At 56.6% G+C, this 24,328-nt stretch carries 17 protein-coding genes and 1 pseudogene; 7 read left to right on the top strand and 11 right to left on the bottom strand.

Going from position 1 to position 24,328, the window contains the following annotated elements; all coding sequences use genetic code 11:
• Positions 1 to 288: 288 nt before the first annotated feature.
• Positions 289 to 1,365 carry a 4-hydroxyphenylpyruvate dioxygenase gene (gene hppD, locus ACP7A4_RS21400; protein WP_048402334.1) on the top strand — a complete coding sequence of 359 codons (1,077 nt, stop codon included), beginning with the start codon at positions 289 to 291 and terminating at the stop codon, positions 1,363 to 1,365.
• Positions 1,366 to 1,421: 56 nt separating this feature from the next.
• Here hppD and ACP7A4_RS21395 read toward each other — a convergent pair whose 3' ends face one another.
• The 3 genes from ACP7A4_RS21395 to ACP7A4_RS21385 are packed head-to-tail and all read right to left on the bottom strand — an operon-like array spanning position 1,422 to position 6,368.
• Positions 1,422 to 2,060 (bottom strand): DUF1345 domain-containing protein, encoded by a 639-nt coding sequence (locus ACP7A4_RS21395; protein ID WP_059761871.1) that lies wholly within the window; start codon positions 2,058 to 2,060, stop codon positions 1,422 to 1,424.
• A 52-nt stretch (positions 2,061 to 2,112) separates the two neighbouring features.
• Complete coding sequence (locus tag ACP7A4_RS21390; RefSeq protein WP_426248166.1) at positions 2,113 to 5,211, bottom strand: multidrug efflux RND transporter permease subunit; 3,099 nt, start codon at positions 5,209 to 5,211, stop codon at positions 2,113 to 2,115.
• A 2-nt stretch (positions 5,212 to 5,213) separates the two neighbouring features.
• Positions 5,214 to 6,368 carry an efflux RND transporter periplasmic adaptor subunit gene (locus ACP7A4_RS21385; protein WP_059761873.1) on the bottom strand — a complete coding sequence of 385 codons (1,155 nt, stop codon included), beginning with the start codon at positions 6,366 to 6,368 and terminating at the stop codon, positions 5,214 to 5,216.
• A gap of 177 nt (positions 6,369 to 6,545) precedes the next feature.
• On the opposite strand from ACP7A4_RS21385, the gene ACP7A4_RS21380 reads away from it, so the two are divergent.
• Positions 6,546 to 7,247 carry a response regulator transcription factor gene (locus tag ACP7A4_RS21380; protein WP_059761874.1) on the top strand — a complete coding sequence of 234 codons (702 nt, stop codon included), beginning with the start codon at positions 6,546 to 6,548 and terminating at the stop codon, positions 7,245 to 7,247.
• 3 nt (positions 7,248 to 7,250) lie between these two features.
• Positions 7,251 to 8,546 (top strand): ATP-binding protein, encoded by a 1,296-nt coding sequence (locus ACP7A4_RS21375; protein ID WP_059761875.1) that lies wholly within the window; start codon positions 7,251 to 7,253, stop codon positions 8,544 to 8,546.
• A gap of 1 nt (position 8,547) precedes the next feature.
• Here the strand turns inward: ACP7A4_RS21375 and rarD (ACP7A4_RS21370) are convergent, their stop codons facing one another.
• From rarD (ACP7A4_RS21370) to ACP7A4_RS21360, 3 genes are all read right to left on the bottom strand, one after another.
• On the bottom strand, positions 8,548 to 9,429 hold the full coding sequence (gene rarD, locus ACP7A4_RS21370) for an EamA family transporter RarD (RefSeq protein ID WP_426248165.1): 882 nt from the start codon (positions 9,427 to 9,429) through the stop codon (positions 8,548 to 8,550).
• 230 nt (positions 9,430 to 9,659) lie between these two features.
• Positions 9,660 to 10,544, bottom strand: a complete 885-nt coding sequence (rarD, locus tag ACP7A4_RS21365; protein ID WP_426248164.1) for an EamA family transporter RarD — start codon at positions 10,542 to 10,544, stop codon at positions 9,660 to 9,662.
• Positions 10,545 to 10,808: 264 nt separating this feature from the next.
• Positions 10,809 to 12,122, bottom strand: coding sequence for an MFS transporter (locus tag ACP7A4_RS21360; RefSeq protein WP_059761877.1), 1,314 nt, complete (start codon positions 12,120 to 12,122; stop codon positions 10,809 to 10,811).
• A 158-nt stretch (positions 12,123 to 12,280) separates the two neighbouring features.
• Here ACP7A4_RS21360 and ACP7A4_RS21355 point away from each other — a divergent pair, with 158 nt between their 5' ends.
• Positions 12,281 to 13,393, top strand: a complete 1,113-nt coding sequence (locus ACP7A4_RS21355) for a sugar diacid recognition domain-containing protein (RefSeq protein ID WP_059761878.1) — start codon at positions 12,281 to 12,283, stop codon at positions 13,391 to 13,393.
• Between the two features lie 86 nt (positions 13,394 to 13,479).
• Here ACP7A4_RS21355 and ACP7A4_RS21350 read toward each other — a convergent pair whose 3' ends face one another.
• Genes ACP7A4_RS21350 through mexE form a run of 3 tightly spaced genes read right to left on the bottom strand, consistent with a single transcriptional unit; the run spans position 13,480 to position 19,325 of the window.
• Positions 13,480 to 14,889, bottom strand: a complete 1,410-nt coding sequence (locus ACP7A4_RS21350) for an efflux transporter outer membrane subunit (protein WP_059761879.1) — start codon at positions 14,887 to 14,889, stop codon at positions 13,480 to 13,482.
• Positions 14,886 to 18,065: an efflux RND transporter permease subunit gene (locus ACP7A4_RS21345; protein WP_426248163.1), complete on the bottom strand. Its 3,180-nt coding sequence runs from the start codon at positions 18,063 to 18,065 to the stop codon at positions 14,886 to 14,888. The genes ACP7A4_RS21350 and ACP7A4_RS21345 overlap by 4 nt, the downstream gene beginning before the upstream one ends.
• A gap of 15 nt (positions 18,066 to 18,080) precedes the next feature.
• Complete coding sequence (mexE, locus tag ACP7A4_RS21340; protein WP_426248162.1) at positions 18,081 to 19,325, bottom strand: multidrug efflux RND transporter periplasmic adaptor subunit MexE; 1,245 nt, start codon at positions 19,323 to 19,325, stop codon at positions 18,081 to 18,083.
• 273 nt (positions 19,326 to 19,598) lie between these two features.
• On the opposite strand from mexE, the gene ACP7A4_RS21335 reads away from it, so the two are divergent.
• Together ACP7A4_RS21335 and ACP7A4_RS21330 are read left to right on the top strand one after the other, a co-directional pair.
• Positions 19,599 to 20,078, top strand: a complete 480-nt coding sequence (locus ACP7A4_RS21335; protein ID WP_059761882.1) for an Hcp family type VI secretion system effector — start codon at positions 19,599 to 19,601, stop codon at positions 20,076 to 20,078.
• Between the two features lie 75 nt (positions 20,079 to 20,153).
• Complete coding sequence (locus ACP7A4_RS21330) at positions 20,154 to 20,804, top strand: DUF4225 domain-containing protein (RefSeq protein WP_426248161.1); 651 nt, start codon at positions 20,154 to 20,156, stop codon at positions 20,802 to 20,804.
• A gap of 312 nt (positions 20,805 to 21,116) precedes the next feature.
• Here the strand turns inward: ACP7A4_RS21330 and ACP7A4_RS21325 are convergent.
• Positions 21,117 to 21,393 (bottom strand): annotated as a pseudogene (locus ACP7A4_RS21325) (LysR family transcriptional regulator); the annotation flags it as partial.
• Positions 21,394 to 21,986: 593 nt separating this feature from the next.
• Here ACP7A4_RS21325 and mtlD point away from each other — a divergent pair.
• A complete protein-coding gene (gene mtlD, locus ACP7A4_RS21320; protein WP_426248160.1) occupies positions 21,987 to 24,095 on the top strand; it encodes a bifunctional mannitol-1-phosphate dehydrogenase/phosphatase in 2,109 nt (702 codons plus the stop codon).
• Here mtlD and ACP7A4_RS21315 read toward each other — a convergent pair.
• Positions 24,092 to 24,328, bottom strand: a 237-nt coding sequence (locus ACP7A4_RS21315; RefSeq protein ID WP_426248159.1) for a hypothetical protein, incomplete at its 5' end; no start/stop codon positions are given. The two genes, mtlD and ACP7A4_RS21315, sit on opposite strands and share 4 nt — an antisense overlap.

The following is a 24,328-nucleotide window of genomic DNA, read 5'->3' as shown; positions in this document are numbered from 1 at the left end:
AATCGTCAAAGGCTAGCATTACGAGGCGACTAATTTAAAGGTGGCCGGGACAAACATCTTTACGCCATGTAGAATCCGCTTACGCATACAAGAATAATGACTTCTGCAAGCAGAAGCCCCGCCCGTATAGAGATGGGTCGACATGAAGACACTCGGGTTCCAACTGATCTACGGTGATTTCCTTGCGCGCAGTGTACGCGGCATCTCCTGCGCACCGCCTGTCAGCCTCTGCATTCTTAGCAAATAACCCTGCGTTAATTCTAAAAATGATACTGATGAGGCACCAACATGGCTGATCTATACGAAAACCCAATGGGCTTGATGGGCTTTGAATTCATCGAATTCGCGTCGCCGGTCCCCCATACACTCGAACCCATTTTTGAAATCATGGGCTTCACCAAAGTGGCCACCCATCGCTCAAAAGACGTGCACCTGTATCGTCAGGGCGACATCAACCTGATCCTCAATAACGAGCCGCACAGTGTGGCGTCCTACTTCGCAGCTGAACACGGCCCGTCTGTGTGCGGTATGGCGTTTCGTGTACGCAATGCCCAGCAAGCCTACTCCCGTGCGCTGGAACTGGGTGCGCAACCGATCGAAATCCCGACGGGTCCGATGGAACTCAACTTGCCAGCGATCAAAGGCATCGGCGGCGCGCCACTGTACTTGATCGACCGTTACGGTGAAGGCAGCTCGATCTATGACATCGACTTTGTGTTCATCGAAGGTGTGGATCGCCATCCGGTGGGCGCCGGCCTGAAAATCATCGACCATTTGACCCATAACGTGTATCGCGGCCGCATGGCGTACTGGGCTAATTTCTACGAAAAGCTGTTCAACTTCCGTGAAATTCGCTACTTCGACATCAAGGGCGAATACACCGGTCTTACCTCCAAAGCCATGACGGCCCCGGACGGCATGATCCGCATCCCCTTGAACGAAGAATCGTCCAAGGGTGCAGGGCAGATCGAAGAGTTTTTGATGCAGTTCAATGGCGAAGGCATTCAGCACGTCGCCTTCCTCAGTGATGACCTGATTAAAACCTGGGATGCACTGAAGAAAATCGGCATGCGTTTCATGACTGCGCCGCCAGAGACCTACTACGAAATGCTCGAAGGCCGCCTGCCTAATCACGGCGAGCCGGTGCATGAGTTGCAATCGCGGGGCATCCTGCTGGACGGTTCATCCGATAAAGGCGATCAGCGTTTGCTGTTGCAGATCTTCTCCGAAACGCTGATGGGGCCGGTGTTCTTCGAATTTATCCAGCGCAAGGGCGACGACGGTTTTGGCGAAGGCAACTTCAAGGCGCTGTTCGAGTCCATTGAGCGCGACCAGGTGCGTCGTGGCGTGCTGACAGCAGACTGAAAACACGTGTAAATAAACGCCCATCCGCTGTGTCGGTTGGGCGTTTTTTTATGGGTTTAAAACAGGCCTGCCGCGATATTGATCGAAAACCCGAGGACTGCGGTATTGAACAAAAAACCCAACAACGAATGAGCAAGGACTGCTTTGCGCATCTCGCGTGTCGCAATGGCGACGTCCGCTGTTTGCACCGCCACGCTGAGCGTGAAAGAGAAATACATAAAATCCCAATAATCAGGGCTCAGTTCGCCCTCTGGGAAGCGCAGCGCCGGTTCAGGCCCCTCGTTGTTATAGAACAAGCGCGCGTAATGCAGACTGAAAATGACCCCGATCATCAGCCACGAGCCGACGATGGTCATGCCGGTAAAGGCGTAATGCATGATCTGATCGGTATCGCTCAGTTTGCTGTTGCCTGACAGCTCAAGCGTGATGGCCGCGAGGCTGGCCACGGCAGCAATACACACCGTGAATAACACCATGCTGGCATTTTCATCTTCGACCTCAGCTGTGCGCTTCACGTCATGGGCCTTGGCGCGAATAACCAACCACAGCGTCAACGCTAAATACAGCCAGACACCGGCGTTCCAGCCCAGCAAAAATTTAGACGTCAGCGTCGCAGCAGGAGCAAAGATACCAACCGCGACCCCCAACACAGTGGCAGCGGTCAGGCGAGGGTGAGTGCGTGCAAGATGCGGCATAAACAATCCCTGTTACTCGGTATTGCTGCACCTTAGCACGCGCGGTGGACGCTTAAAGCGATCGCGATTTGCTTCTGACCAGTTTCATCACCACGACGAAGAATACGGGCACAAAAACCACTGCCAGGGTTGCCACAATCATGCCGCCAATCACCCCCGTGCCGATGGCCTGCTGGCTCGCGGAGCTTGCACCGGTGGCAATCGCCAACGGCACCACACCGAGAATAAACGCCAGCGATGTCATTACAATCGGTCGCAAACGCAAGCGGGCGGCCTGCACGGTGGCGTCCACCAAGTCATGACCTTCGTCATACAGCGTTTTGGCGAACTCAATGATCAAAATCGCGTTCTTGGCTGACAAGCCAATGATCGTGATCAAGCCCACTTTGAAAAACACATCGTTGGGCATTCCTCGCAAGGTCACGGCCAGCACAGCACCCAAAACACCCAGCGGCACGACCAACAGTACCGCCGTAGGAATCGACCAGCTTTCATACAGCGCCGCCAGACAAAGGAACACCACCAGCAATGACAGGCCCAGCAGAATCGGCGCCTGTGCGCCCGAGATTTTTTCTTCAAGGGACAGACCGGTCCATTCCATGCCCATGCCTGCTGGTAATTGAGCGACCAGGCGCTGGATCTCTTCCATCGCTTCGCCTGTGCTGTGGCCCGATGCGGCTTCACCCGAAATACTGATGGCCGGGTAGCCGTTATAGCGCGTCAACTGAGAAGCCCCTTGAATCCAGCGCGCTTCGACAAACGCTGAAAGCGGCACCATTTTCCCCAAGTTGTTGCGCACATTGATCTTGAGCAAGTCTTCAACCTGACTGCGTTGATCGCCCTCAGCCTGAACCACCACGCGCTGCATACGGCCCTGGTTCGGGAAGTCATTGACGTACGCCGAGCCGACCGCCGTGGACAGCACATTGCCAATGTCAGCAAACGAGATGCCCAACGCGTTGGCCCGCTTGCGATCAACCTCCAGTTGAACTTGCGGGCTTTCTGCCAGCGCACTTTCACGCACATTAGCCAGCACCGGGCTTTTCTCGGCCAGCGCCAACAGTTCGGTACGCGCTTGCATCAGTACCTCGTAGCCTGCGCCGCCACGGTCTTGCAGACGGAATTCGAAGCCGCTGGATGTGCCCAAGCCACTGACTGGCGGTGGCAGGATGGCAAACGCCACTGCATCTTTTAGCTCGCTGAAGGCGGCATTGGCTCGATCGGCAATGGCCGAGGCAGAGTCCTTGGCGCCGCGTTCTGACCAATCCTTCATCGTTGTGAACGCCAGTGCCGCGTTTTGGCCGTTACCCGAGAAGCTGAACCCCAGAATCATCGTCGTATTGCCCACGCCAGCCTCGCCTGCGTTGTGGGCTTCAATCTGCTCGGCGACTTTTATTGTGCGGCCCTGACTGGCTCCCGGCGGTAACTGGATATCGGTGATGGTGTAGCCCTGGTCTTCCACGGGTAAGAACGAGGAGGGCAGGCGGGCAAAGCACAGCACCAAGATCACGAGCAGCGCCCCGTAGAGCAACAAGTAGCGGCCACTGCGCTTGATCACGTGCACAACCCAGTGCTCGTAACCTTGGGACATACGCTCGAAGCGTGTATTGAACCAGCCAAAAAAACCGCCTTTGGCATGGTGTTCGCCCTTGGCGATTGGCTTGAGCAGCGTTGCGCACAACGCCGGGGTCAAGGACAGCGCTAGGAAGGCCGAGAACAGAATGGAGGTGGCCATCGACAGCGAGAATTGCTGGTAAATCACGCCCACCGAACCCGGCATAAACGCCATAGGGATAAACACGGCTACCAGCACCAGCGTTATACCGATGATGGCGCCGCTGATCTGGGTCATGGCTTTGCGTGTGGCCTCACGTGGCGACAACCCTTCGGTGACCATGATCCGCTCAACGTTTTCCACCACCACAATGGCATCGTCCACCAGAATCCCGATGGCCAGCACCATGCCAAACATGGTCAGCACGTTGATCGAAAACCCGAGGACCAGCATGGTGGCAAACGTGCCCATGAGGGCGACAGGCACCACCAGTGTCGGAATCAATGTGTAGCGCACGTTCTGCAAAAACAGGAACATCACGGCAAACACCAGCACCATGGCTTCGACCAGGGTGTACATCACTTTGGTAATCGAAACCTTCACAAACGGCGAGGTGTCGTAGGGAATGCTGTATTCGACCCCGGCCGGGAAGTAACGGCTCAACTCGTCCATCTTGGCGCGAATCAATGTCGCCGTACTCAGGGCGTTAGCTTCGGGCGCCAATTGAACGCTGAACGCGGTGGCCGTTTTGCCATTCAGGCGAGTGCCGTACTGGTATTCCTGACTGCCGATTTCTACGCGCGCCACATCCCGCACACGCACTGTCGAGCCATCGGGGTTGGCGCGCAGCACAATGTCACCAAACTCTTCAGGCGTCGACAACTGCCCCTTGACCAGCACCGTCGCGGTGATTTCCTGGGTGGGGCGCCCCGGTAAGTCGCCAATGCTGCCCGCTGAAACTTGAGCGTTCTGACTGGCAATCGCCTGATTGACATCGGCAGGGGTGAGGTTAAAACCAATCAGCTTTTGTGGATCGATCCAGACACGCATGGCACGTTCTGCGCCATAGAGCTGGGCCTTGCCCACGCCTTCGATGCGCTTGATTTCGTTCATCACGTTGCGCGCGAGGTAATCGCTGAGCGCGACCTCATCCAGCGGGCTGTCATTGGCGGTCAAGGTCACCAGCATCAAAAATCCGGAAGACACTTTTTCGACCTGCAAACCTTGCTGCATCACCGCTTGCGGCAGACGAGACTCCACGGCTTTGAGCCGGTTTTGCACATCCACCTGCGCCATTTCGGGGTCAATCCCCGGCTTGAACGTGGCGGTAATGGTTGCGCTGCCCAAACTGCTTTGGGATTCGAAGTACATCAGGCCGTCGGTGCCGTTGAGCTCTTGCTCAATCAGGCTGACCACGCTTTCGTCCAGGGTTTGGGCCGAGGCGCCGGGGTAAACGGCGTAGATTTCAACTTTAGGCGGCGCCACGTTGGGGTATTTGGCCACCGGCAGTTGCGGAATGGCCAATGCGCCGGCCAGCACAATGAACAACGCGACGACCCAGGCAAAGATAGGCCGATCGATAAAGAACTGCGGCATGCTCACTGATCCGTGGAGTGTACGAGAGGGAGTGCGGGGTCATCGATCTGTACCTGCTCGCCGGGGCGCGCGTGTTGCAGACCTTCAATGACAATGCGGTCACCGGCCTTGAGGCCGCTGTTAACAATCCAGCGATCATTTTGTGCATTGCCCAGTTGCACGGGGTGTTGCTTGACGCGGTTGTCCGCGTCAATCAGCAACACCTGCGCCACGCCGGCGCTGTCTCGCAAAATGGCGCGCTGCGGCACGCTGATGCCTTGCTTGTTCATCGCCTGCTCCAGGCGCACGCGCACAAAACTGCCCGGCAGCAAGTCGTAATCCGGGTTGGGAAATTCGCTGCGCAGAATCACTTGGCCAGTGCTGGGATCGACGTTGACGTCGGTGAACAGTAATTTACCGGGTAAGGGGTAGAGGCTGCCGTTGTCGCGGATTAGCGTGGCGCGGGCTTGATGGGCCCCCACTTGTTGCAGTTCACCGGCGCGAAATGATTCACGCAAGTTGTCCAGATCGCGCGTGGACTGAGTCAGGTCGACGTGCACAGGGTCGAGTTGCTGAATGCGGGCTAGCGGGGTGACTTCTCCCTGACCGACCAACGCGCCTTCCGTGACCAATGCCCGACCGATGCGCCCGGAAATAGGGGCTGTCACGGTGGCATAGCCTAAATTCAGGCGGGCGCGCTGCACAGCAGCCTTGTTTGCGGCGACATCGGCTTGCGCCTGTTGCGATTGGGCACGGGCGTTATCGTATTCCTGACGGCTGATGGCACTGCTTTCAATCAGTGCGCTGTAGCGTTCATCTTGCTGCCTGGCTTGCAGGGCCAGCGCCTGGGATTTACGCAGAGCGGCTTGCGCGCTGTCCAGGTCAGCCTTGAACGGTGCAGGGTCAATCAAGAACAACACCTCACCGCGTTTGACCTCACTGCCTTCCTCATACACGCGCTTAAGGATGACCCCCGCGACGCGGGCGCTGACCTGCGCCACGCGTGGTGCAACGATCCGCCCACTCAATTCGTTATTGATCGACAGGGGAGCAGTTGTAATGACTTCGGTGCGCACCTTGACCAAGGGCGCTTTCTGTTCAGCATCGGGGCTGTTGCCGCAACCGCTGAGGGCCAGTGCCAGCGCTGAAAGGCATAGCGGGGCAAAGAGCTTTTTCAATGAGCGTGCCTTCTTATAAATGCAGGATGGTTCTGTAAGTGCTTGCGAATGCTAAGCGCAGCACGCAAGAGGCGTTGTGAAGCTGTGTAGGAGGTGTGTGAAAAAGTGTGAAGGTTATGCTCCTATCCATGTGAGGTTGTATATCCTTTGCGTTTCCCCAAGTTGTAAGCATTTATTATGCCCACTATTTTGCTGGTCGAAGACGACGCTGCGCTCTCGGAGCTGATTGCCAGCTACCTGGAGCGTAATGGCTATGAAGTCAGCGTGATTGCTCGTGGCGATCAGGTACGTGATCGAGCCAAAAGCAACCCGCCAGACTTGGTTATTCTTGACCTTATGTTGCCGGGCCTTGATGGCTTGCAAGTGTGCCGTTTGTTGCGCAACGACTCGGCCAGTCTGCCGATCCTGATGTTGACGGCCCGCGACGATAGTCATGATCAGGTGCTAGGGCTAGAGATGGGTGCCGACGATTATGTGACAAAACCTTGCGAGCCGCGTGTACTGCTGGCGCGAGTACGCACTTTATTGCGCCGCAGCAGCCTGATTGAGCCACAAGTGGCCAATGACCGAATCCTGATTGGCAACCTGTGCATCGACCTTTCTGAGCGCACCGTGTGCTGGCGAGGCCAGGACATCGAGTTGTCCAGCGGGGAGTACAACTTGCTCGTGGTGCTGGCAAGGCATGCCGGAGAAGTGCTCAGCCGCGATCAGATTCTTCAGCGTTTACGCGGTATTGAATTTAATGGCACAGACCGCTCCGTTGATGTGGCCATCTCCAAATTGAGGCGCAAGTTCGACGATTGCGCGGGCGAAGCCCGCAAAATCAAAACAGTGTGGGGCAAAGGGTATTTGTTCAGCCGTTCCGAGTGGGAATGCTGAGCCATGTTCAAGGTTCTGCTACGGCTTTATCTGGTCACGATGGTGACCTTCGGCGCAGCCATATATCTGGTGCCCGAGCTGATCGTGACGGTGTTTCACGAGCGTTTCATGCATTACAACGTCGACATGTCCCGTGGCATGCAAACCCTTCTGGTCAAACAGTTCCACACGGTGCCCGCTGAACAGTGGCCGACACTGGCCAGCGAACTGGACACGCAATTCTCCCCGTTGCGGGTCAATTTACTGTCGATCAACGACCCTAAATTCAATGCCCGGGAGCGCCATCAACTGGAGCAAGGCCAAGGCGTGCTGCGCATCGGCGAGTGGGGCTGGCGCACATTAGTGGTGTCCCCGCTGAACCGACAACAAGCGATTGAGCTGGTGATGCCTCCCGACCCGTTCGACATGAACGTGTTGTATTGGAGCATCAACGTTTTGACCGGCGCAGCCTTGCTCGGCTGTCTGTTGCTGTGGTTGCGGCCGCACTGGCGTGACCTTGAGCAGCTCAAGCGCACGGCCGCACAGATTGGCCTGGGCCACTTGAGTGCGCGCACCCACATCTCGCCACGTTCCAATGTTCATGCGCTGGCCAGCGCTTTTGACACCATGGCGCAAGACATCGAGAGCCTGCTCAACCAGCAGCGCGACCTGCTCAATGCGGTGTCTCACGAACTGAGAACGCCCCTGACCCGGCTCGATTTCGGCCTGGCGCTGGTGCTGTGCGATGACCTGCCGCCTGCCAGCCGCGACCGCCTGCTGGTGCTGGTTGGCCATATACGCGAGCTGGATGAGTTGGTGCTGGAGCTGCTGTCCTTCAGTCGCCTGCAAAACCCGGCGCTGGTGCCGGAGCGGGTAGATGTGTCGCTGGACGAGTTCATTGACAGCATTCTGGGCAGTTTCGATGAAGCGCTCGAAACCCCGGACATTGTGCTGGACGTGTTGATGCAAGGGACTCAGGCGCGATTTGCCCTTGATCCACGGCTGACAGCGCGTGCGCTGCAAAACCTGCTGCGCAATGCCATGCGCTATTGCGATCACCGCATTCAAGTGGGGGTCAATGTCACGCCACAAGGCTGTGAGTTATGGGTGGACGACGACGGTATTGGCATTGCCGAGGCGGATCGCGAGCGGGTTTTTGAACCGTTCTACCGCCTGGATCGCAGCCGGGACCGCGCAACGGGGGGCTTTGGACTTGGATTGGCCATCAGTCGACGCGCCCTGGAAGCCCAGGGCGGTACGTTAAAGCTTGAGCAATCACCCTTGGGTGGGGCGCGCTTTAGACTGTGGCTGCCTGCCTGACTTAGAGGGAGCGGCGTTGGCGGCTCACATGCTTGAGGCCTTCAAGCACCAGTACCCCGACGGCCAGCCAGATCGGTCCGTAGGTCAGCCATTGCCCTTCTTGCAGGCTGTCGCCCAGCAACAGTGCGACGGCCACCAGCAACACCGGCTCGACGTAACTGAGCAGGCCGAACAGGCTAAACGGCAGCAAGCGGCTGGCCAAGATGTAAGCAAAGCCTGCGGCGGCACTGATAATACCCATCAGCGGAACGAGCGCGAACAACAGCGGGCGCTGCGCATCGAGATCGACATGCTCGCCGGCAAGTACAAACCATAGCGCAACCGGCACCATCAACAGCATGTCCAGCCATAACCCGCCCAGGTTGTCGATGCCGATCTTCTTGCGCAGCACGAAATACATCGGGTAGCCGATGGCGACCACCAGCGTGGTCCATGAAAAACCGCCGGTACGGTACAACTCGTTGGCAACCCCGACCACGGCCAGGGCGGTGGCGATTTTTTGCAGGCGCGAGAGGCGTTCGCCATACACGATGCGTCCAGTGAGAATCATGGTCAGTGGTAGCAAGAAATAACCCAGCGACACATCCAGCCCGTGGCCATTCAAAGGCCCCCACATGAACATCCACAGCTGTAGGCCCACCAGAAAACTGGTGACGGCGACGCAAGGGATCAGAGCCGGTTGGGCGCGCAAGCGCTGAAATATGAGCGGCACCCATTTCCAGTCGCCGCTGAGGCAGATAAACAGTGTCATGAAGGGCAGCGAGATCAGGATTCGCCAGCCGAAGATTTCTTGACCGTTGAGCGGCCAGAGCACAGACGTGAAGTAGTACAGGACGCCGAACAGGCACGACGCCAAAATCGATAAAACAATACCTTTAGACACAACAACCTCAATGGATCTACAGCGTTACTCGTGTGAGTGGGCACATAGCTTGAGGCTGTGGAACATCATTGGCAAATGTCTTTTAAACCAATAAGTTGGCTTTTAAACCTAGCCAAACAGGTAATGCGTGTAACTTCCAAGCAAATACTGGGCCAAAGACGTTTTAAGCGAGCGTTCGTGTTTTCAAAAAAAAAGATTAACGGTCATGCTCAGGCCCAGTACGCACCTTCCTAGACTGATTTTCTCTGACGCATCAAGTGCTTGAAGCCTTCAAAAATCAGCACCAGCACCGCCAGCCATATCGGCAGATACGTTAGCCACTGACCCGAACTGATGCTCTCACCCAGCAGCAACGCCACACAGACCAACAGCACCGGTTCGACGTAACTGAGCAACCCGAACAGGCTGAATGCCAGCATGCGGCTGGCCATGATGTAGCTGATCAAGGCCAGTGCGCTGATCACCCCCAGCAGCGGGATGAGCATATACAGAGCAGAGCGCTGACTGGCGACATCAAAGCCATGCTCCCCCCCCTGAACGAACAAGAACGCCACCGGCATCAACAACAGCATGTCCAGCCAGAGGCCGCCGAGGTTATCAGTGCCGATGCGTTTGCGCAGCACGAAGTAGAGCGGGTATCCAATCGCAACCAACAGCGTGGTCCACGAGAAACCGCCCACACGATAGACCTCGTTGGCCACGCCCAGGGTCGCCAGTGCGGCAGCGATCTTTTGCAAATGCGACAAGCGTTCGCCATACACCAAGCGGCCGGTGAGGATCATGGTCAGCGGTAACAGGAAGTAGCCCAGCGACACGTCGAGGCTGTGGCCATTTAATGGCGCCCACAGGAACAGCCATAATTGCACACCCACCAACGCACTCGAAGCAATCAGCCCGCCCCAGAGCATGGGTTGTTGGCGCAGACGGGAAACTATCGCCGGCACCAACCGCCAGTCCCCGCAGATACACATGAATACACTCATGCACGGCAAGGTGAGGAGCATCCGCCAGCCAAAAATTTCAGCACCGCTCAAGGGATAGAGCAGGGAAGTGAAGTAATACATGACACCGAACAGGCTCGATGCCAGAACAGACAGAACAATACCTTTGGACACAACAGCCTCGTTTACACGCGCATTTTGATTGTTAGAGGCGCGTAGCTTGAGGCCCTGAAGCCCTTAGGGCAAATGCATAAAAAATGGACGGGGTTGGCATAGCGGTTGCCGAAGGCGACGTCCGATTGCGAAGCGCTCGTAAACCCGATGACTGCGGTGTCAGTCAGACACCGCATCGGATGGGTTTCGACGGCTGCGCCGTCGGACGTCGTCTTGCATTACTCGTCAACGGCTAGCGTTTTTAAGTGCGTATGGCCCCGTCAATTACGCGTTGTTCATCCCCCGCGTCATGCGCAGCGCCAACACACTGCCGCCCACAATCACGGCGGCCAGCAAATAGAGCGCGACGTCGGTCGAACCCGTGGTGTCTTTCACAAACCCCACCAGGTACGGGCTCAAGAATCCGGCCATTTGCCCCATCGAGTTGATCAGGGCCAAGCCCCCGGCCGCTGCACCGGCACTGAGCATGGCGGTCGGCACCGGCCAAAACATCGGCAGGCCGGTGAGGGCGCCCATCGTGGCAATGGTCAGGCCCAAAATGGCGATTGCCGGTTGGGTGGCAAAGTTGACGGCGATGATCAGCCCCAACGCGCCCATCAACATCGGCACCACCAAATGCCAGCGGCGTTCTTTGCGCAAGTCGGCCGAACGCCCCACCAGCAGCATGAACACAGCGGCGAGCAGGTAGGGGATGGCACTCAACCACCCAATCACCAACGTGTCGCTGAACCCCAAGTTTTTGATGATCGAGGGCAGCCAGAAGTTAATCGCGTACACGCCGCTCTGAATGCAGAAGTAGATCAGGCCAAACGCCCAGATCGCGGGGTTCTTGAACACCGCGAGCAGTGAGTCGCTGGTGGTAGGCGGTTTGTTCGCGGCGTCCAGCCGATGATCGGCTTCGAGCACTTCGCGCTCATGAGGTGTGAGCCATTTGGCGTTGGCGAAACTGTCATTGAGCAGAAAGATCGCCAAGCCACCGAGGATGACAGTCGGAATCCCTTGCAACAGGAACATCCACTGCCAGCCGGCAAGCCCACCCTGGCCTGCGGCGAAGTGGCTGAGGATCCACCCCGAGAAAGGCCCGCCCACCAGGCCCGACACCGGGATGGCCGACATGAACAGCGCCATGATCCGGCCACGACGGAATGTCGGGAACCACTGCGACAGATACAGCACCACACCGGGGAAGAAACCGGCTTCAGCTGCACCCGTAAACAGGCGCAGGGTGTAGAACTGGGTTGGCGTGGTGACAAACATCAGGCAGGTGGACAGCAGGCCCCAACTGACCATCATCACAGCGATCCAGCGTCGCGGGCCAAACTTGGTCAACGCCAGATTGCTGGGTACGCCGCACAGCACGTAGCCGATGAAAAAGATCCCGGCACCCAGGCCGTACACGGTTTCGCTGAATTTCAGCGCGTCGAGCATCTGTAATTTGGCAAAGCCAACGTTTACCCGGTCGAGGTAATTGAACAGATAGCAGATGAAAATGAAGGGGATCAAACGCAGGGTGATGCGCTTGTAGATGGCGTTTTTATCGTCATCGCCGGTCAGCGAAGCGGGGGCGCTCTGTGACATCTCTTGTCTCTCTTTATTATGTTTTTTTGCGATCCGAGGTTAACGTTGGTCGCTGCTTGAGTCTCGGTCACCCTAACGTTGCTGTCTTTGTGCTACTGCACAGCATTTTTGCGCTCAGGCTGTGCCTAAGAACAAATGTTTCCAAGGATTGTCACCCTATGTTTGAACTGGATCATGATTTGGCGCAGGACATCGTGGATCGCGCGATGGCCATCTTGCCGTACAACGTTAACGTGATGGACAGCCAGGGGCTGATCCTGGGCAGTGGCGAGCCGGAGCGTATCAACACCCGACATGAAGGGGCGCAGTTAGTGTTGGCCAACGGACGGGTGGTGGAGATCGATGCGCAAACCGCCAAGTGCCTCAAGGGTGTGCAACCGGGTATTAACCTGCCCTTGCTGCTCGATCAACGCCTGATCGGTGTGCTCGGCCTGACCGGTGAACCCGAGCTATTGCGCACCTACGCCGAGCTGGTGCGCATGACTGCCGAGATGCTGGTGGGCCAGCGTCATCAGCAGGCCGAGCAGCAATGGCGACGCCAGCGTTGCGACGATTTGGTGGCCTTGTTGCTGAGTGAAGGCGGCGATTCTCCGCGCTTGATCGACGAAGCTCAGCAGTTAGGTCTCAAACCCCAACTGTCGCGTATTCCGTATCTGTTTGAGCTGGGCAAAGGTCTCACCGGCGAAGCCCTTGGCGCGTGGTTGCAGTCACGTTACCCGGACAGCTGGTGCGTGTGCCCGGCCAACGCATCGCTATTGTGGTGCCGGCCGGCCACCACCACGCTGGATGATGTGCGGCTGTTGGAGCGTCTCGACACCCAGGGCTGGAACGTGCTGCGCATTGCCGCCGGAGGCCAGGCCGATGCGCTCAAAGGGCTGCGTCGTTGCTACCGTCGGGTCGGGGATTTGCTGGCCTATGGGCGCGATGTATTACCTGACACACGGCTGCTGAGTCTGGATCGCTATCGATTGCCCGTCATGCTGTGGCGCCATCGCAATGACGATGCGCTGGAAGAGTTGCTCAATCCGTTGCACAAGGTGGTGGCCAAAGACAGTAACGGCCAATTGATTGCTACCTTGCGCAGTTGGTGTGTGCACGACGGTCAAAGTCAGGCCTGTGCCGATGCGCTGGGTATTCATCGCAACAGCCTGCGCTATCGCATGGAGCGCATTGCCGAGTTGAGCGGAGTCGATCCGCTGAGCCTGAACGGCATGTTGGCGCTGTATCTGGGGGTGCAACTGCTGCCCTATGCCCGAGCTTCAGCGATTTGAAAGCAAAAAAAGCCCCGCGACCGAATGAACGCGGGGCTAAACGGTTGGATGCGACCAACCAAAGGAGCCGTTAAATCAGTTGAAACTTAGCGCGCACTGGCCAGGGTTTCGACCTGCCAGCCGCCACCCAGGGCTTTGTAGATCGCCACAACGCCGCGATACAACTCAACCTCGGCTTGCGCTTGGCTGTCTTCGGCCGCCAGACGTTCGCGCTGGGCATCGAGCAGCACCAAAAAGTCCACGGTGCCTTCACGGTAACGAATGGCTGCCAAATCCGCCGCGGTGCGACTGGACTCGCTTTGTCGAATCAGCGACACCAAACGTTGCTGACGTTTGCCGTAGTCAGTGAACGCGTTTTGCGACTCTTCCAGCGCCAACAACACTTGCTGCTCATAGCTGGCCAAGGCGCCCTCGGCTTGAGCATCCGCACCGCGCAAGCGGGCGCGCACACTGCCCAAATCAAACGCAGGCCAGGTGATGCGCGGGCCTAAGGCCCAGGCATTGGCAGCAGCTGAACCGATTTGCGATCCACGCCCGGCGGTAAAGCCGAGGAACCCACTGAGGCTGACCCGCGGAAACAGATCCGCCTTGGCTACGCCGATACGGGCGGTGGCGGCGGCCAACTTACGTTCAGCGCTCATGATGTCCGGGCGACGTTGCAGCAGATCGCCGGGGTTGCCGATGTTCAACGCTTTAGCAATGGCAGGCAGTTTGGCCGGGCTCAGATCCACACTCAGTTGCTCTGGCCGTTGGCCCAGCAACGTGGCGATGCGGTTGCGCTCACGCGCCTGTTCGGCCTGCAATTGCGGCACGCTGGCTTCAACGGCGGCCAGACGTGCATCCGCGCGCATCACGTCCAGCTCATCACCCACCCCAGCATCGCGCAGGCTTTCGGTGATGGCTTTGGATTCCTGCTGGTTTTTCAGGTTGTCCAGGGCAATGCGTTCACGCAATTGAGCGCCGCGCAGTTCGCCATAGGCATCGACCAACTCAGCAATCATCGTCACTTGCAACTGATACAAATCCGCTGCCGCTGCTTGCTCGTCAGCGTCGCTGGCTTCCAATTGACGCTGGATGCGCCCGAACAGATCAATTTCCCACGCCATGTCCAGGCCCAGGTCGTAGCGCTCACTGTTGACGCGCTTCTCGGTCTGCCCTGGAATTTGCCCCTTGCCAAGGTCACTGCTGGCACGGCTGGTGATGGTCGGCATCGCATCGTTGCTGACGTCATCACGAATGGCCCGTGCTGCACGCAAGCGGGCAAACGCGACGCGCAATTCACGGTTGCCGGCCAACGACTGAGACACCAATGCATTCAAGGTTGGATCGTCGAACTGCTGCCACCAGATCCCTTCAAAATGTGCACGGTCAAAGCCTTTAAGACTGTCGGCGCTGATCTGCGCCGGCTCCGTCTTCGGCGTTTGGTAATCCGGGCCTACGGCACAGGCGCTCAACGCCAGTACCAACAGGCTTGGAAGGAAGGCTTTCACGCTCATTGCTGCGGCTCCAACTTCAATTGCTTGGCGGCTTTGCGCGCTTCACTGCGCTCCACATAGCGGCGAATCAAGACATAGAACACTGGCGTCAGCAGCAGGCCGAAGAAGGTTACACCGAGCATGCCGGAGAACACGGCAACACCCATCGCGTGACGCATTTCAGCACCCGCGCCGCTAGAGAGCACCAGAGGCACAACGCCCATGATGAAGGCGAACGAGGTCATCAGGATCGGCCGCAGACGCAGGCGGCAGGCTTCGAGCACCGCCGCCAGCGGGTCGAGGCCTTCTTCCTGTTTGTCCTTGGCGAACTCGACGATCAAAATCGCGTTCTTGCACGCCAACCCCACCAGTACGATCAATCCGATCTGAGTGAAGATGTTGTTGTCACCGCCCGAAATAATCACCCCGGTAATCGCCGACAGCAGCGTCATCGGCACAATCAGAATCACTGCCAGTGGCAGGCTCCAGCTCTCGTATTGCGCAGCCAGCACCAGGAACGCCAGCAGCACGCAGAGCGGGAACACAAACAGTGCGGTATTACCCGACAGAATTTGCTGATACGTCAGTTCAGTCCACTCATAGGTCATGCCGTTAGGCAGTTCTTCTTTGAGCAGTTTCTCCATGGCTGCTTCTGCTTGCCCGGAGCTGTAGCCCGGTGCCGCGCCGCCGTTGATTTCAGCGGTGACGAAACCGTTGTAGTGCATCACGCGGTCGGGGCCTGCGGTGTCGCTGACCTTGATGAAGGTCGCCAGCGGGATCATTTCGCCTTTGTTGTTGCGCACTTTCAGTTGGCCAATCTGCTCAGGTTCCAGGCGGAACTGCTGCTCGGCTTGAACGTTGACCTGATAAGTGCGCCCGAAGCGGTTGAAATCGTTGGCATACAGCGAACCCAGATAGATCTGCAACGTGTCAAAGATGTCGTTGATGGCCACGCCGTGGGTCTTGGCTTTTTCCCGATCAATCGCTGCATCAACTTGTGGCACGTTCACTTGGTAGCTGGTGAACAACCCGGCCAGCTCTGGCACGTTATGGCTCTTGGCAATCACGTTCTGTACTTCTTTGTACAGTTCGTCATAACCCAGATTGCCGCGGTCTTCGATTTGCAGGCGGAACCCGCCAATAGTGCCCAGACCTTGTACCGGAGGTGGCGGGAAAATCGCGATGTAAGCGTCCTGAATGTCCGCGAACTGAGCGTTCAAGGCGGCTGCAATGGCGGCAGCTGACTGGCTTGGGTCCTTGCGCTCATCAAACGGCTTGAGCGGGGTGAACACGATGCCGCTGTTCGGACTGTTGGTAAAACCGTTAATCGACAGGCCAGGGAAGGCCACCGAGTTGGCAACCCCCGGTTGTTTAAGCGCAATTTCGGACATGCGCTTGATAACGGCTTCAGTGCGATCCAGGCTCGCGGCGTCAGGCAATTGAGCGAAGGCCACCAGGTATTGCTTGTCTTGCGGTGGTACGAAGCCGGTTGGCGTATGGGCAAATCCGGCCCACGTCAGCACCATCAAGCCTGCGTACAGCAACATGGCGATACCGCTGCCACGAATCACGCGGCGCACGGTGCCGACGTAACCGTTACTGGCCTTGACGAAGAAGCGGTTGAACGGGCCGAACAGCCAGCCACCGAACAAACGATCCAGCACACGGGTAAAACGGTCTTTCGGCGCGTGATGGCCTTTAAGCAATACCGCTGCCAGTGCAGGGGACAACGTCAGCGAGTTGAAGGCCGAGATGACTGTGGAAATAGCAATGGTCAGGGCGAACTGCTTATAAAACTGCCCGGTCAGACCCGAGATAAAGGCGGCCGGAATAAACACCGCACACAGCACCAGTGCCGTGGCAATGATCGGGCCGGTTACTTCACGCATCGCCCGCTTGGTGGCCTCTACCGGGTTGAGTCCCAGCTCGATATTTCGCTCGACGTTCTCCACCACCACAATCGCATCGTCGACCACGATCCCGATGGCCAGTACCAGGCCGAACAGCGACAGTGCGTTGAGCGAGAAACCGAACATGTGCATCACGGCAAACGTACCGATCAACGACACTGGCACGGCCACTAGCGGAATGATCGAAGCGCGCCAGGTTTGCAGGAACAGGATAACGACCAGTACTACCAGAATCAGGGCTTCAAACAGGGTATGCACCACGGCTTCGATCGAACCACGAACGAAAATGGTCGGGTCATACACGATGTCGAAGTCCATCCCTTGCGGGAAGTTCTGCTTGAGTTCGGTCATTTTTGCGCGAACGTCATTGGAAATCTGGATCGCATTGGAGCCAGGGCGCTGGAAGATCGGTATCGCCACTGCCGGTTGGTTGTTCAGCAAGGAACGCAAGGCGTACTGACTGGAGCCCAGCTCAACCCGTGCAATGTCCTTCAAACGCGTGATCTGCCCATCGTCACCCGAGCGGATGATGATGTTCTCGAACTCTTCTTCAGTGACCAGACGGCCCTGGGTGTTGACCGACAGCTGGAAGCTGGTGGCATTCGGCGCTGGCGGGGCGCCCAGGGCACCGGCGGCAACCTGACGGTTTTGCTCACGAATGGCCGTGACCACATCGGTAGCGGTCAGGTTGCGAGATGCGGTTTTGTTCGGATCAAGCCAGACTCGCAATGAGTAATCGCCCATGCCGAACATCTGCACATCGCCGATCCCGTTCAACCGTGCCAACTCATCCTTGATGTTGAGGATGGCGTAGTTAGACAGGTACAGCATGTCGTAACGCTTGTCCGGGGAGGTCAAGTGAACCACCATCGTCAGGTCGGGCGAAGCCTTGTCCACGGTAATGCCGATGCGCGTGACTTCCTCAGGCAGCTTGGGCTGCGTGCGCGTCACACGGTTTTGCACCTGCACCTGAGCGTTGTCCAGGTCAGTGCCCAGCGCAAAGGTGATGGTCAGGGTGATTTTGCCGTCAGCGGTGGACTGCGAAGACATGTACAACATGTTTTCAACGCCGGTTATCGCTTGTTCCAGCGGCGCGGCAACGGTATCGCCGATCACTTTGGGGTTGGCGCCGGGGAAGTTGGCACGCACGACCACGGTCGGCGGTACCACTTCCGGGTATTCGCTGATCGGCAATTGGAACAGCGAAATGCCACCCGCAATCAAGATCAACAATGAAAGTACGGCCGCGAAAATGGGCCGCTGAATGAAGAACTGGGAAAAATTCATCGGAGTTATCGTCCCTTAACCACGAGGAGTCGCGACACTGGCCAGTTTCGAACCGCCAGTGGCGGGCTTGATTGGCGGCAGGTTGCTGGCTTCCAGGGCTTGTCGTTGTTGTGCCAGTGCGGCGAGGGTCTGTTCGTTGGCCATCGGGATAACTTCAGGTGTTACCGGCGAGCCGGGACGCACTTTCTGCAAGCCCTTGACGATGATCGTGTCGTCTTTGTTCAGGCCGTTACGAACAATGCGCAGACCCTCGATTTTTGGACCCAGATCCACCGCGCGATAGGTCGACTTATTGTCAGCATCCATCACCAGCACGAACTTTTTGCCCAGATCGGTGCCCACCGCTTCGTCATTGATCAAGACGGCAGAGTAGGTACCGCTGCCCACCAGTTTCAGCCGTGCATACAGCCCCGGGGTGAAGCTGCCATCAGCGTTATCGAACACCGCGCGTCCGCGAATGGTGCCGGTTTTCGGATTGACCTGGTTGTCGACGAAGTTCATTTGCCCCAGATGTGGATTACCGTCTTCGTTCGACAGCCCCAAGTACACCGGCGTGGTCTGGCCGCGCTGGCCTTGACGGGCCAGTTGCGTGTACTTGAGGAATACGCGCTCGTCGGCATCGAAATAGGCGTAGACCTTGTCAGTGGACACTACGCTGGTCAGTGGCGAGACGTCGGCCGTCACGATGTTACCGGCAGTGATTTCGGCACGGCTGACGCGGCCGCTGATCGGGGAAGTCACACGGGTAAAGCTCAAGTTGAGCTTGGCCAGGTCCAGCTCGGCCTGAATCGCGGCAACCCCGGCACGGGCTTGCTCAGAAGCCGTAGTGCGCGACTCGGCCAACTCGGCCGAAATGGCATTGCTTTCACGCAAGCGCTCACCGCGCTGTGCTTCGTTCTGACTGCGGGTGGCATTGGCGCGCGCCTGCTGCACTTGAGCTTCAAGGCGACGCACTTGGGCCTGGAACGGGCGCGGATCAATCTGGAACAACAGGTCGCCTTTCTTCACCAATGCACCTTCGGTGAAAGCAACCTGATCAATCTGCCCGGACACGCGCGGGCGAATCTCGACGGTTTCGGGGGCCTCAAGGCGCCCGGTGAACTCGTCCCATTCATTGACCGGCTGTTCGAGTACTTTGGCCACACTGACTTTTGCAGCAGGAGCTGGAGCAGTCGCTTGTGGAGTTTTGCCGCATGCACTCATCACCACGATGGCCAAGGCCGCGAGCGGGAAGCGCAAATGTTTAAGTGACTGTTCCATGAGAGGGGAGTCCGCCAATCTATTGAGATGGGGCGGATAATGCTGGCGCGCATGCTGGCGCACGAATCGAACCCAGCGAAGGTCACTATCATCCAGAATGATATAAACCCTGAGCAAGCCCTCTAGCCTGCGCTTTTTGTTAGGGGGCTATCAATTAATCTTTATCGTTTGCTGCAAACAATCAGAACCTGCTCAGAAATATACAGAAAGTCCCTACAGCATCCCAGAACCTCTTGTCATAGGGTTTCCACTCACCGAAATAGAGTGGAAGTTATGGCTAATCACGGTTACATGACCCTCACGGGCAAAACGTCAGGATTAATATCGGCGGGTTGCTCTACCCAGAATTCTATGGGTAACAAGTGCCAAATAGAGCATGCCGACGAAATTATGGTGCTGTCCTGCACTCACAACATGACCAACACCGGACATCTGAATAAAGCAACCCACGGCCCCATTATCATCACTAAAAACGTTGATAAATCTTCACCGCTGCTCGCTCAATCACTGTCCAGCCGTGAAGAGATAAGTGGCGTTATCAGCTTTTACCGACTCTCTTCTTTGGGTACGCACGAACGGTTCTACTCCATCTCGATCGAGGGCGGCATAATCGCTGACCTGACGCTCGACATGCCGCATGCTGTTTTACAAAATGAAGCCGAACCTCAAGAACATCTAGCCATTCGTTATCGCGAAATCACCTGGACCCACCATGTGGCAGGTACCAGTGGTTATAGTTATTGGGGGGCATGAGGCATGAGACCGCAAAAAACCAATTGCCCGCCAACACGTTGTGATGATTGGTTAGTTAGCGAGGCGGCCGCAAACGTGAGCCGTCAAGCTTGCACGTTAAGTGCAAGGCACATTAATGATGGAACCTTGAGGTTACAGTTCAATCGAGAGGTTTCTTATTACACCCAGGGGATTGTGAAGGATGTGTCTCAAGGCAATAAAACGGTAGAGCAGGGTTTGAAAGAGCTTAAGGATGAGCAGGGTAGTTTGCTTAGTCAGGCGAGGGAGGTCACTTTACGAGGTGCAAGTGTTATCTCAGGAACGCTTCAGTTTGCAGCGGGGGCAGGTATTTGCTATGCCTCCTTGGGTACGCTCTGTTTTGTCGCAGGTATACCCATGATGCTCAATGGTGCTAATAATACCTATGAGAGCGGACGTAACCTGCTCGAAAACCGTTCCGATGTCGTGGGGCCGCTTAGAAAGGGATATCGAGCACTGTCAGGAGTACTGGGTAGCGGCAATTGTGAAGCCGATATAGCTTATGGCGTTGTGGACTTATCCTCCTCGGCTTACGGCATAGGCAAACTTGTATTAAAGCCTGACGCATGGCGTTTATTTAGGTATGTGCGATCAGATTATGTAAGGGCATACCATCACGCTTCGCGCGGCGGGTTTTTCTTCGATAGATTTATAGATGGAATGACCGCAAAAACAATGTATGACATGTGTAATCATCAAAGTGAATAGTCTTATTTTTTATCTGTTTTTTGTTCTGATGACTCTGCTCCTATATGGGCTTTCTCGTTGGGCATGCTGTGAATTTTCGGGGCGTTATTTTTCCCCGTGGAAGTTTTGGTGCGCAGGCATCTATAACTTACTATGCATGTTTATACACGGTAACTTTGTCGAAAACAGTACTCTGCCGCTCTTGGGGGAAATCGATAACTCTGTCCTGGGCTGGCTATCGCTGATCATGATATTTGCTCATGTAGCTTCCTTGCCAACTAGCTGGGATAGGAAATGCTGGCTTTCCCGAAATAAAAATTAACCAAAAAAGTTCTATGTTTCACCATGCCCCCCAAAAAACATCTGAATACGAGAGCGTAACCAACGTTCCCCTGGATCGTTGTCTTGAGCTCCGCGCCGCGCCATATGTACTTCAAACGCCGGGTAGCGGGGGGCTCTTACGCGCACGCACCACCCACATCGCTCAGGGTATCAACGGTGTAGTCCGGCACAGTGGCGAGATTGTCGGTGCCCGTAGCAATGTGCTCACATTATCGAATTGGCCATGCAGGCGGCGAAGATACTCCCGGGGGCCAAATTGATTGAATTCACCGGTATGGGCCACGCGCCGTAAATGGAAGACCCGACAGGATTCAACGCCACCCTGATCAAGCAGTTGAGCCTGAAACCGGGGCTATTTATTAAGTCCTCATTGGCCGGCCAGCAGACCGGCTAATGGCCATGCTCTTTGCCGCGAACCTTGATTTAGACGCTTTTAATGCGTTATAGCTAAAAAGGAAACCTATTTGGACACAGGAAATAACACACCTTATGGACGGAAGCACACGTATCCATCGCCAGTCCGGCTCACGATCCGCACCCCTGATTGCGAATTGTGGGCCTCACATCAAGCACTGCGCATTCGCAGCTACAGGGTACATTTCCCGACTCTTGATCTTCATGGCCTTACCTTATCTTCGTCCCTGTTTCTCAGGGAACTGCGCCGACTGGCGCCATTGCTACGTCCCCCCGCCTGACACCCACTGAACACTGCTGCCTCTCGGCACTTCATCTGACCCTCATTGCCTGATCTGAACCCGGCGGACGGCTAAATTCCGTGTCCGGCGTGCAGAGACGATCCTCTTTCCACGCGCCTGCCAGACATTCGCACGGGCGCGAGCAGTTCAAGGAGTTACACCACCAATGATCTATTTCCAGGGCAAACGCATCCTCAGTGCCATATTCGATATGGACGGCACGATGTTTGACACCGAGCGCTTACGCTTCAAGACCTTGAAGCAAGCGGCGATGGAGATTTTCGGCAGCCCGCTGAGTGATGAAACCCTGACTGGTTCACTGGGTTTAAGTGCCAAACGCGCTGAAGCACTGGCAAAGGCCAATCACGGCGCAGACTTTCCCTACGCCCAAGTCAGGCAACGGGCAGATGAGCTTGAGCTGGCGCATGTGCGCAATCATGGCGTGCCCATCAAAGACGGCTTGCTCGACGTGCTAGAGCGTCTGCGCCGCTGTGGCCTGACCATGGCCGTGGCCACCTCCAGCCGACGCGCGATTGCCGAGGAATATTTGATCAACGCCAACGTGCTCAAGTACTTCGACATCACGGTGTGTGGTGATGAAGTGGAGCAAGGCAAGCCGCATCCCGAAATCTTCCTCAACGCGGCCAGCGCACTGAACTGCCTGCCCGAACACTGCCTGATGCTTGAAGACTCTGAAAACGGCTTGCTGTCAGCGATCCGCGCGAACGGGCAACCCATTCTGATCGAAGACATCAAGCCCCCGGCGCCTGAAGTCAAAGCGGGTGCGTTGCAGGCCTATACCAGCATGAGCGAATTTTTGGCGGACTTGAGCGACTGCATGCCTCACTTGGGCGTGCCTGAATTAACCGAGCCGTTTCCACAGGCCCTCAACCAGTTCAGCGTCGGCATCCACGGTTTCGGGGCGATGGGGGGTGGTTACCTGGCGCAAATTTTCTCGCACTGGGATGGTTACACCCGGCCTTGCGAAATCATTGCTGCGACCCGCTCGCCGATGCTGCGCGAAACCATTCAGGCGTTCGGTCGCTACAGCGTGCGCTACGGCGCCACCTCGTTTGATCAAACCATTGAAAACATGAGCATGATCGACATGGATGACGAGCAAGCCGTCATTCGCATGTACGACGTGGCCGAAATCGTTGGCCTGAGCCTTCCCGAGTCTGCGATCCGCAAGCAAGCGGGCGTGATTGCCCAAGGCTTGATTCGTCGTTTCGAACGCAGAAGCCGGGTACTCACCCTATTGATTGTTTTGAACAAGGTCGGCGGCGCTGCATTCGTGCGCGAGCAAGTTGAAGCGCATTTACGCCGCCTGGCCTCGCCGCAACTGTGTCAGCGCATCCTCGACAATACGTATTTTGCAGAAACCGTGGTCAGTCGCATCGTGTCCAAACTGTCCACCGACGCGTTGCTGCGACAGCTACGGATCAAGTCGAAAATGTTCGAAAACACCTTGAGTGAAGAGAGCCGCACACCGGCCACGGCCTCGAAAAAACGAGTGCCTGACTATGAGCAACTGATCAGTAGCTTCCGGCCATATGCCCAATCCAGTCAGGCGCTTAGCCAGTTGCATCTGATCCTGTTCAATAGCGAACCGGACATGCCGCTGTACGCCGAACGCTGCGGCCATTTGCTTGAGCGTCTGCGCCAGGTCAAGACAGTTGCAGACATTACCCAGACCCAAGTGATCAAGAATTTGCTGTGGAATGGCCCGCATGCCGTGATCGCCTGGTACGCCAGCCTGCTGGGGCATACCTGGCTGGGGCAGGGGATGGGCGATACACGGGTCAGCGCGCTGGCCCATCGACTTATCCGCGAAGAGGTCGGTCCGGCATTAATCGCGCAAAACCCGGAAGCGGCTGATGCTGTCGAAGATTTCTCACAGGTTTTCCTCAAGCGCTGTGCCACGTCCTTCAAAGATCCCTGTGCCCGCGTAGCACGAGACCCACTGCGCAAGTTGCAACGTCACGAACGCATCTTTCGCAGCATTGATCTGGCCCGCAAACACGGGATACCCACTCCATCCCTTGAGTTTGGGGCGGCTTTAGCCGTTCATTATGCCCTGCGCAACCCCAATGAGAAGGATCAGGAGTGCCAGTTGATACGTAAGATCTATCGTGAAAAGGGGGAGCTTTTGTCTGTTCTGAGCTATGTGGGCGACTACAATGGGCGTCCTTATTCAGGGCTGGATCCGGTCACCGACAAGGATTTGCTTGAGTCGATTTCCCGCCGGTTCATTGAACTCAAAACGCCCGATTAAAGCCCCGAAAATCGAAAGGGTGATCCTGTAAAAGGGCTCTCTTTCGTATCAGCGATACTGACGTCAGGTGTGAGATATAACGAGGTGGTTGCGAAAAGTAGCATATAGCCATGATGCGCAAGAAGTTGCGCACTCAAATGTGGATAACCGTGTGGATACATCGCTACAGCGCTCATAAAACGTGAGCTGTAGACGAGTGCGCAAGAAGTTGCGCAGCACTGCGCAACTTCTTG

This window comes from Pseudomonas sp. TWR3-1-1, from assembly GCF_049896545.1.
In the GTDB taxonomy this organism is placed as follows: Bacteria; Pseudomonadota; Gammaproteobacteria; order Pseudomonadales; family Pseudomonadaceae; genus Aquipseudomonas; species Aquipseudomonas weihenstephanensis.
Note: the sequence above shows the minus strand (reverse complement) of the source record. Positions and strands in the feature narration are given on the sequence as shown.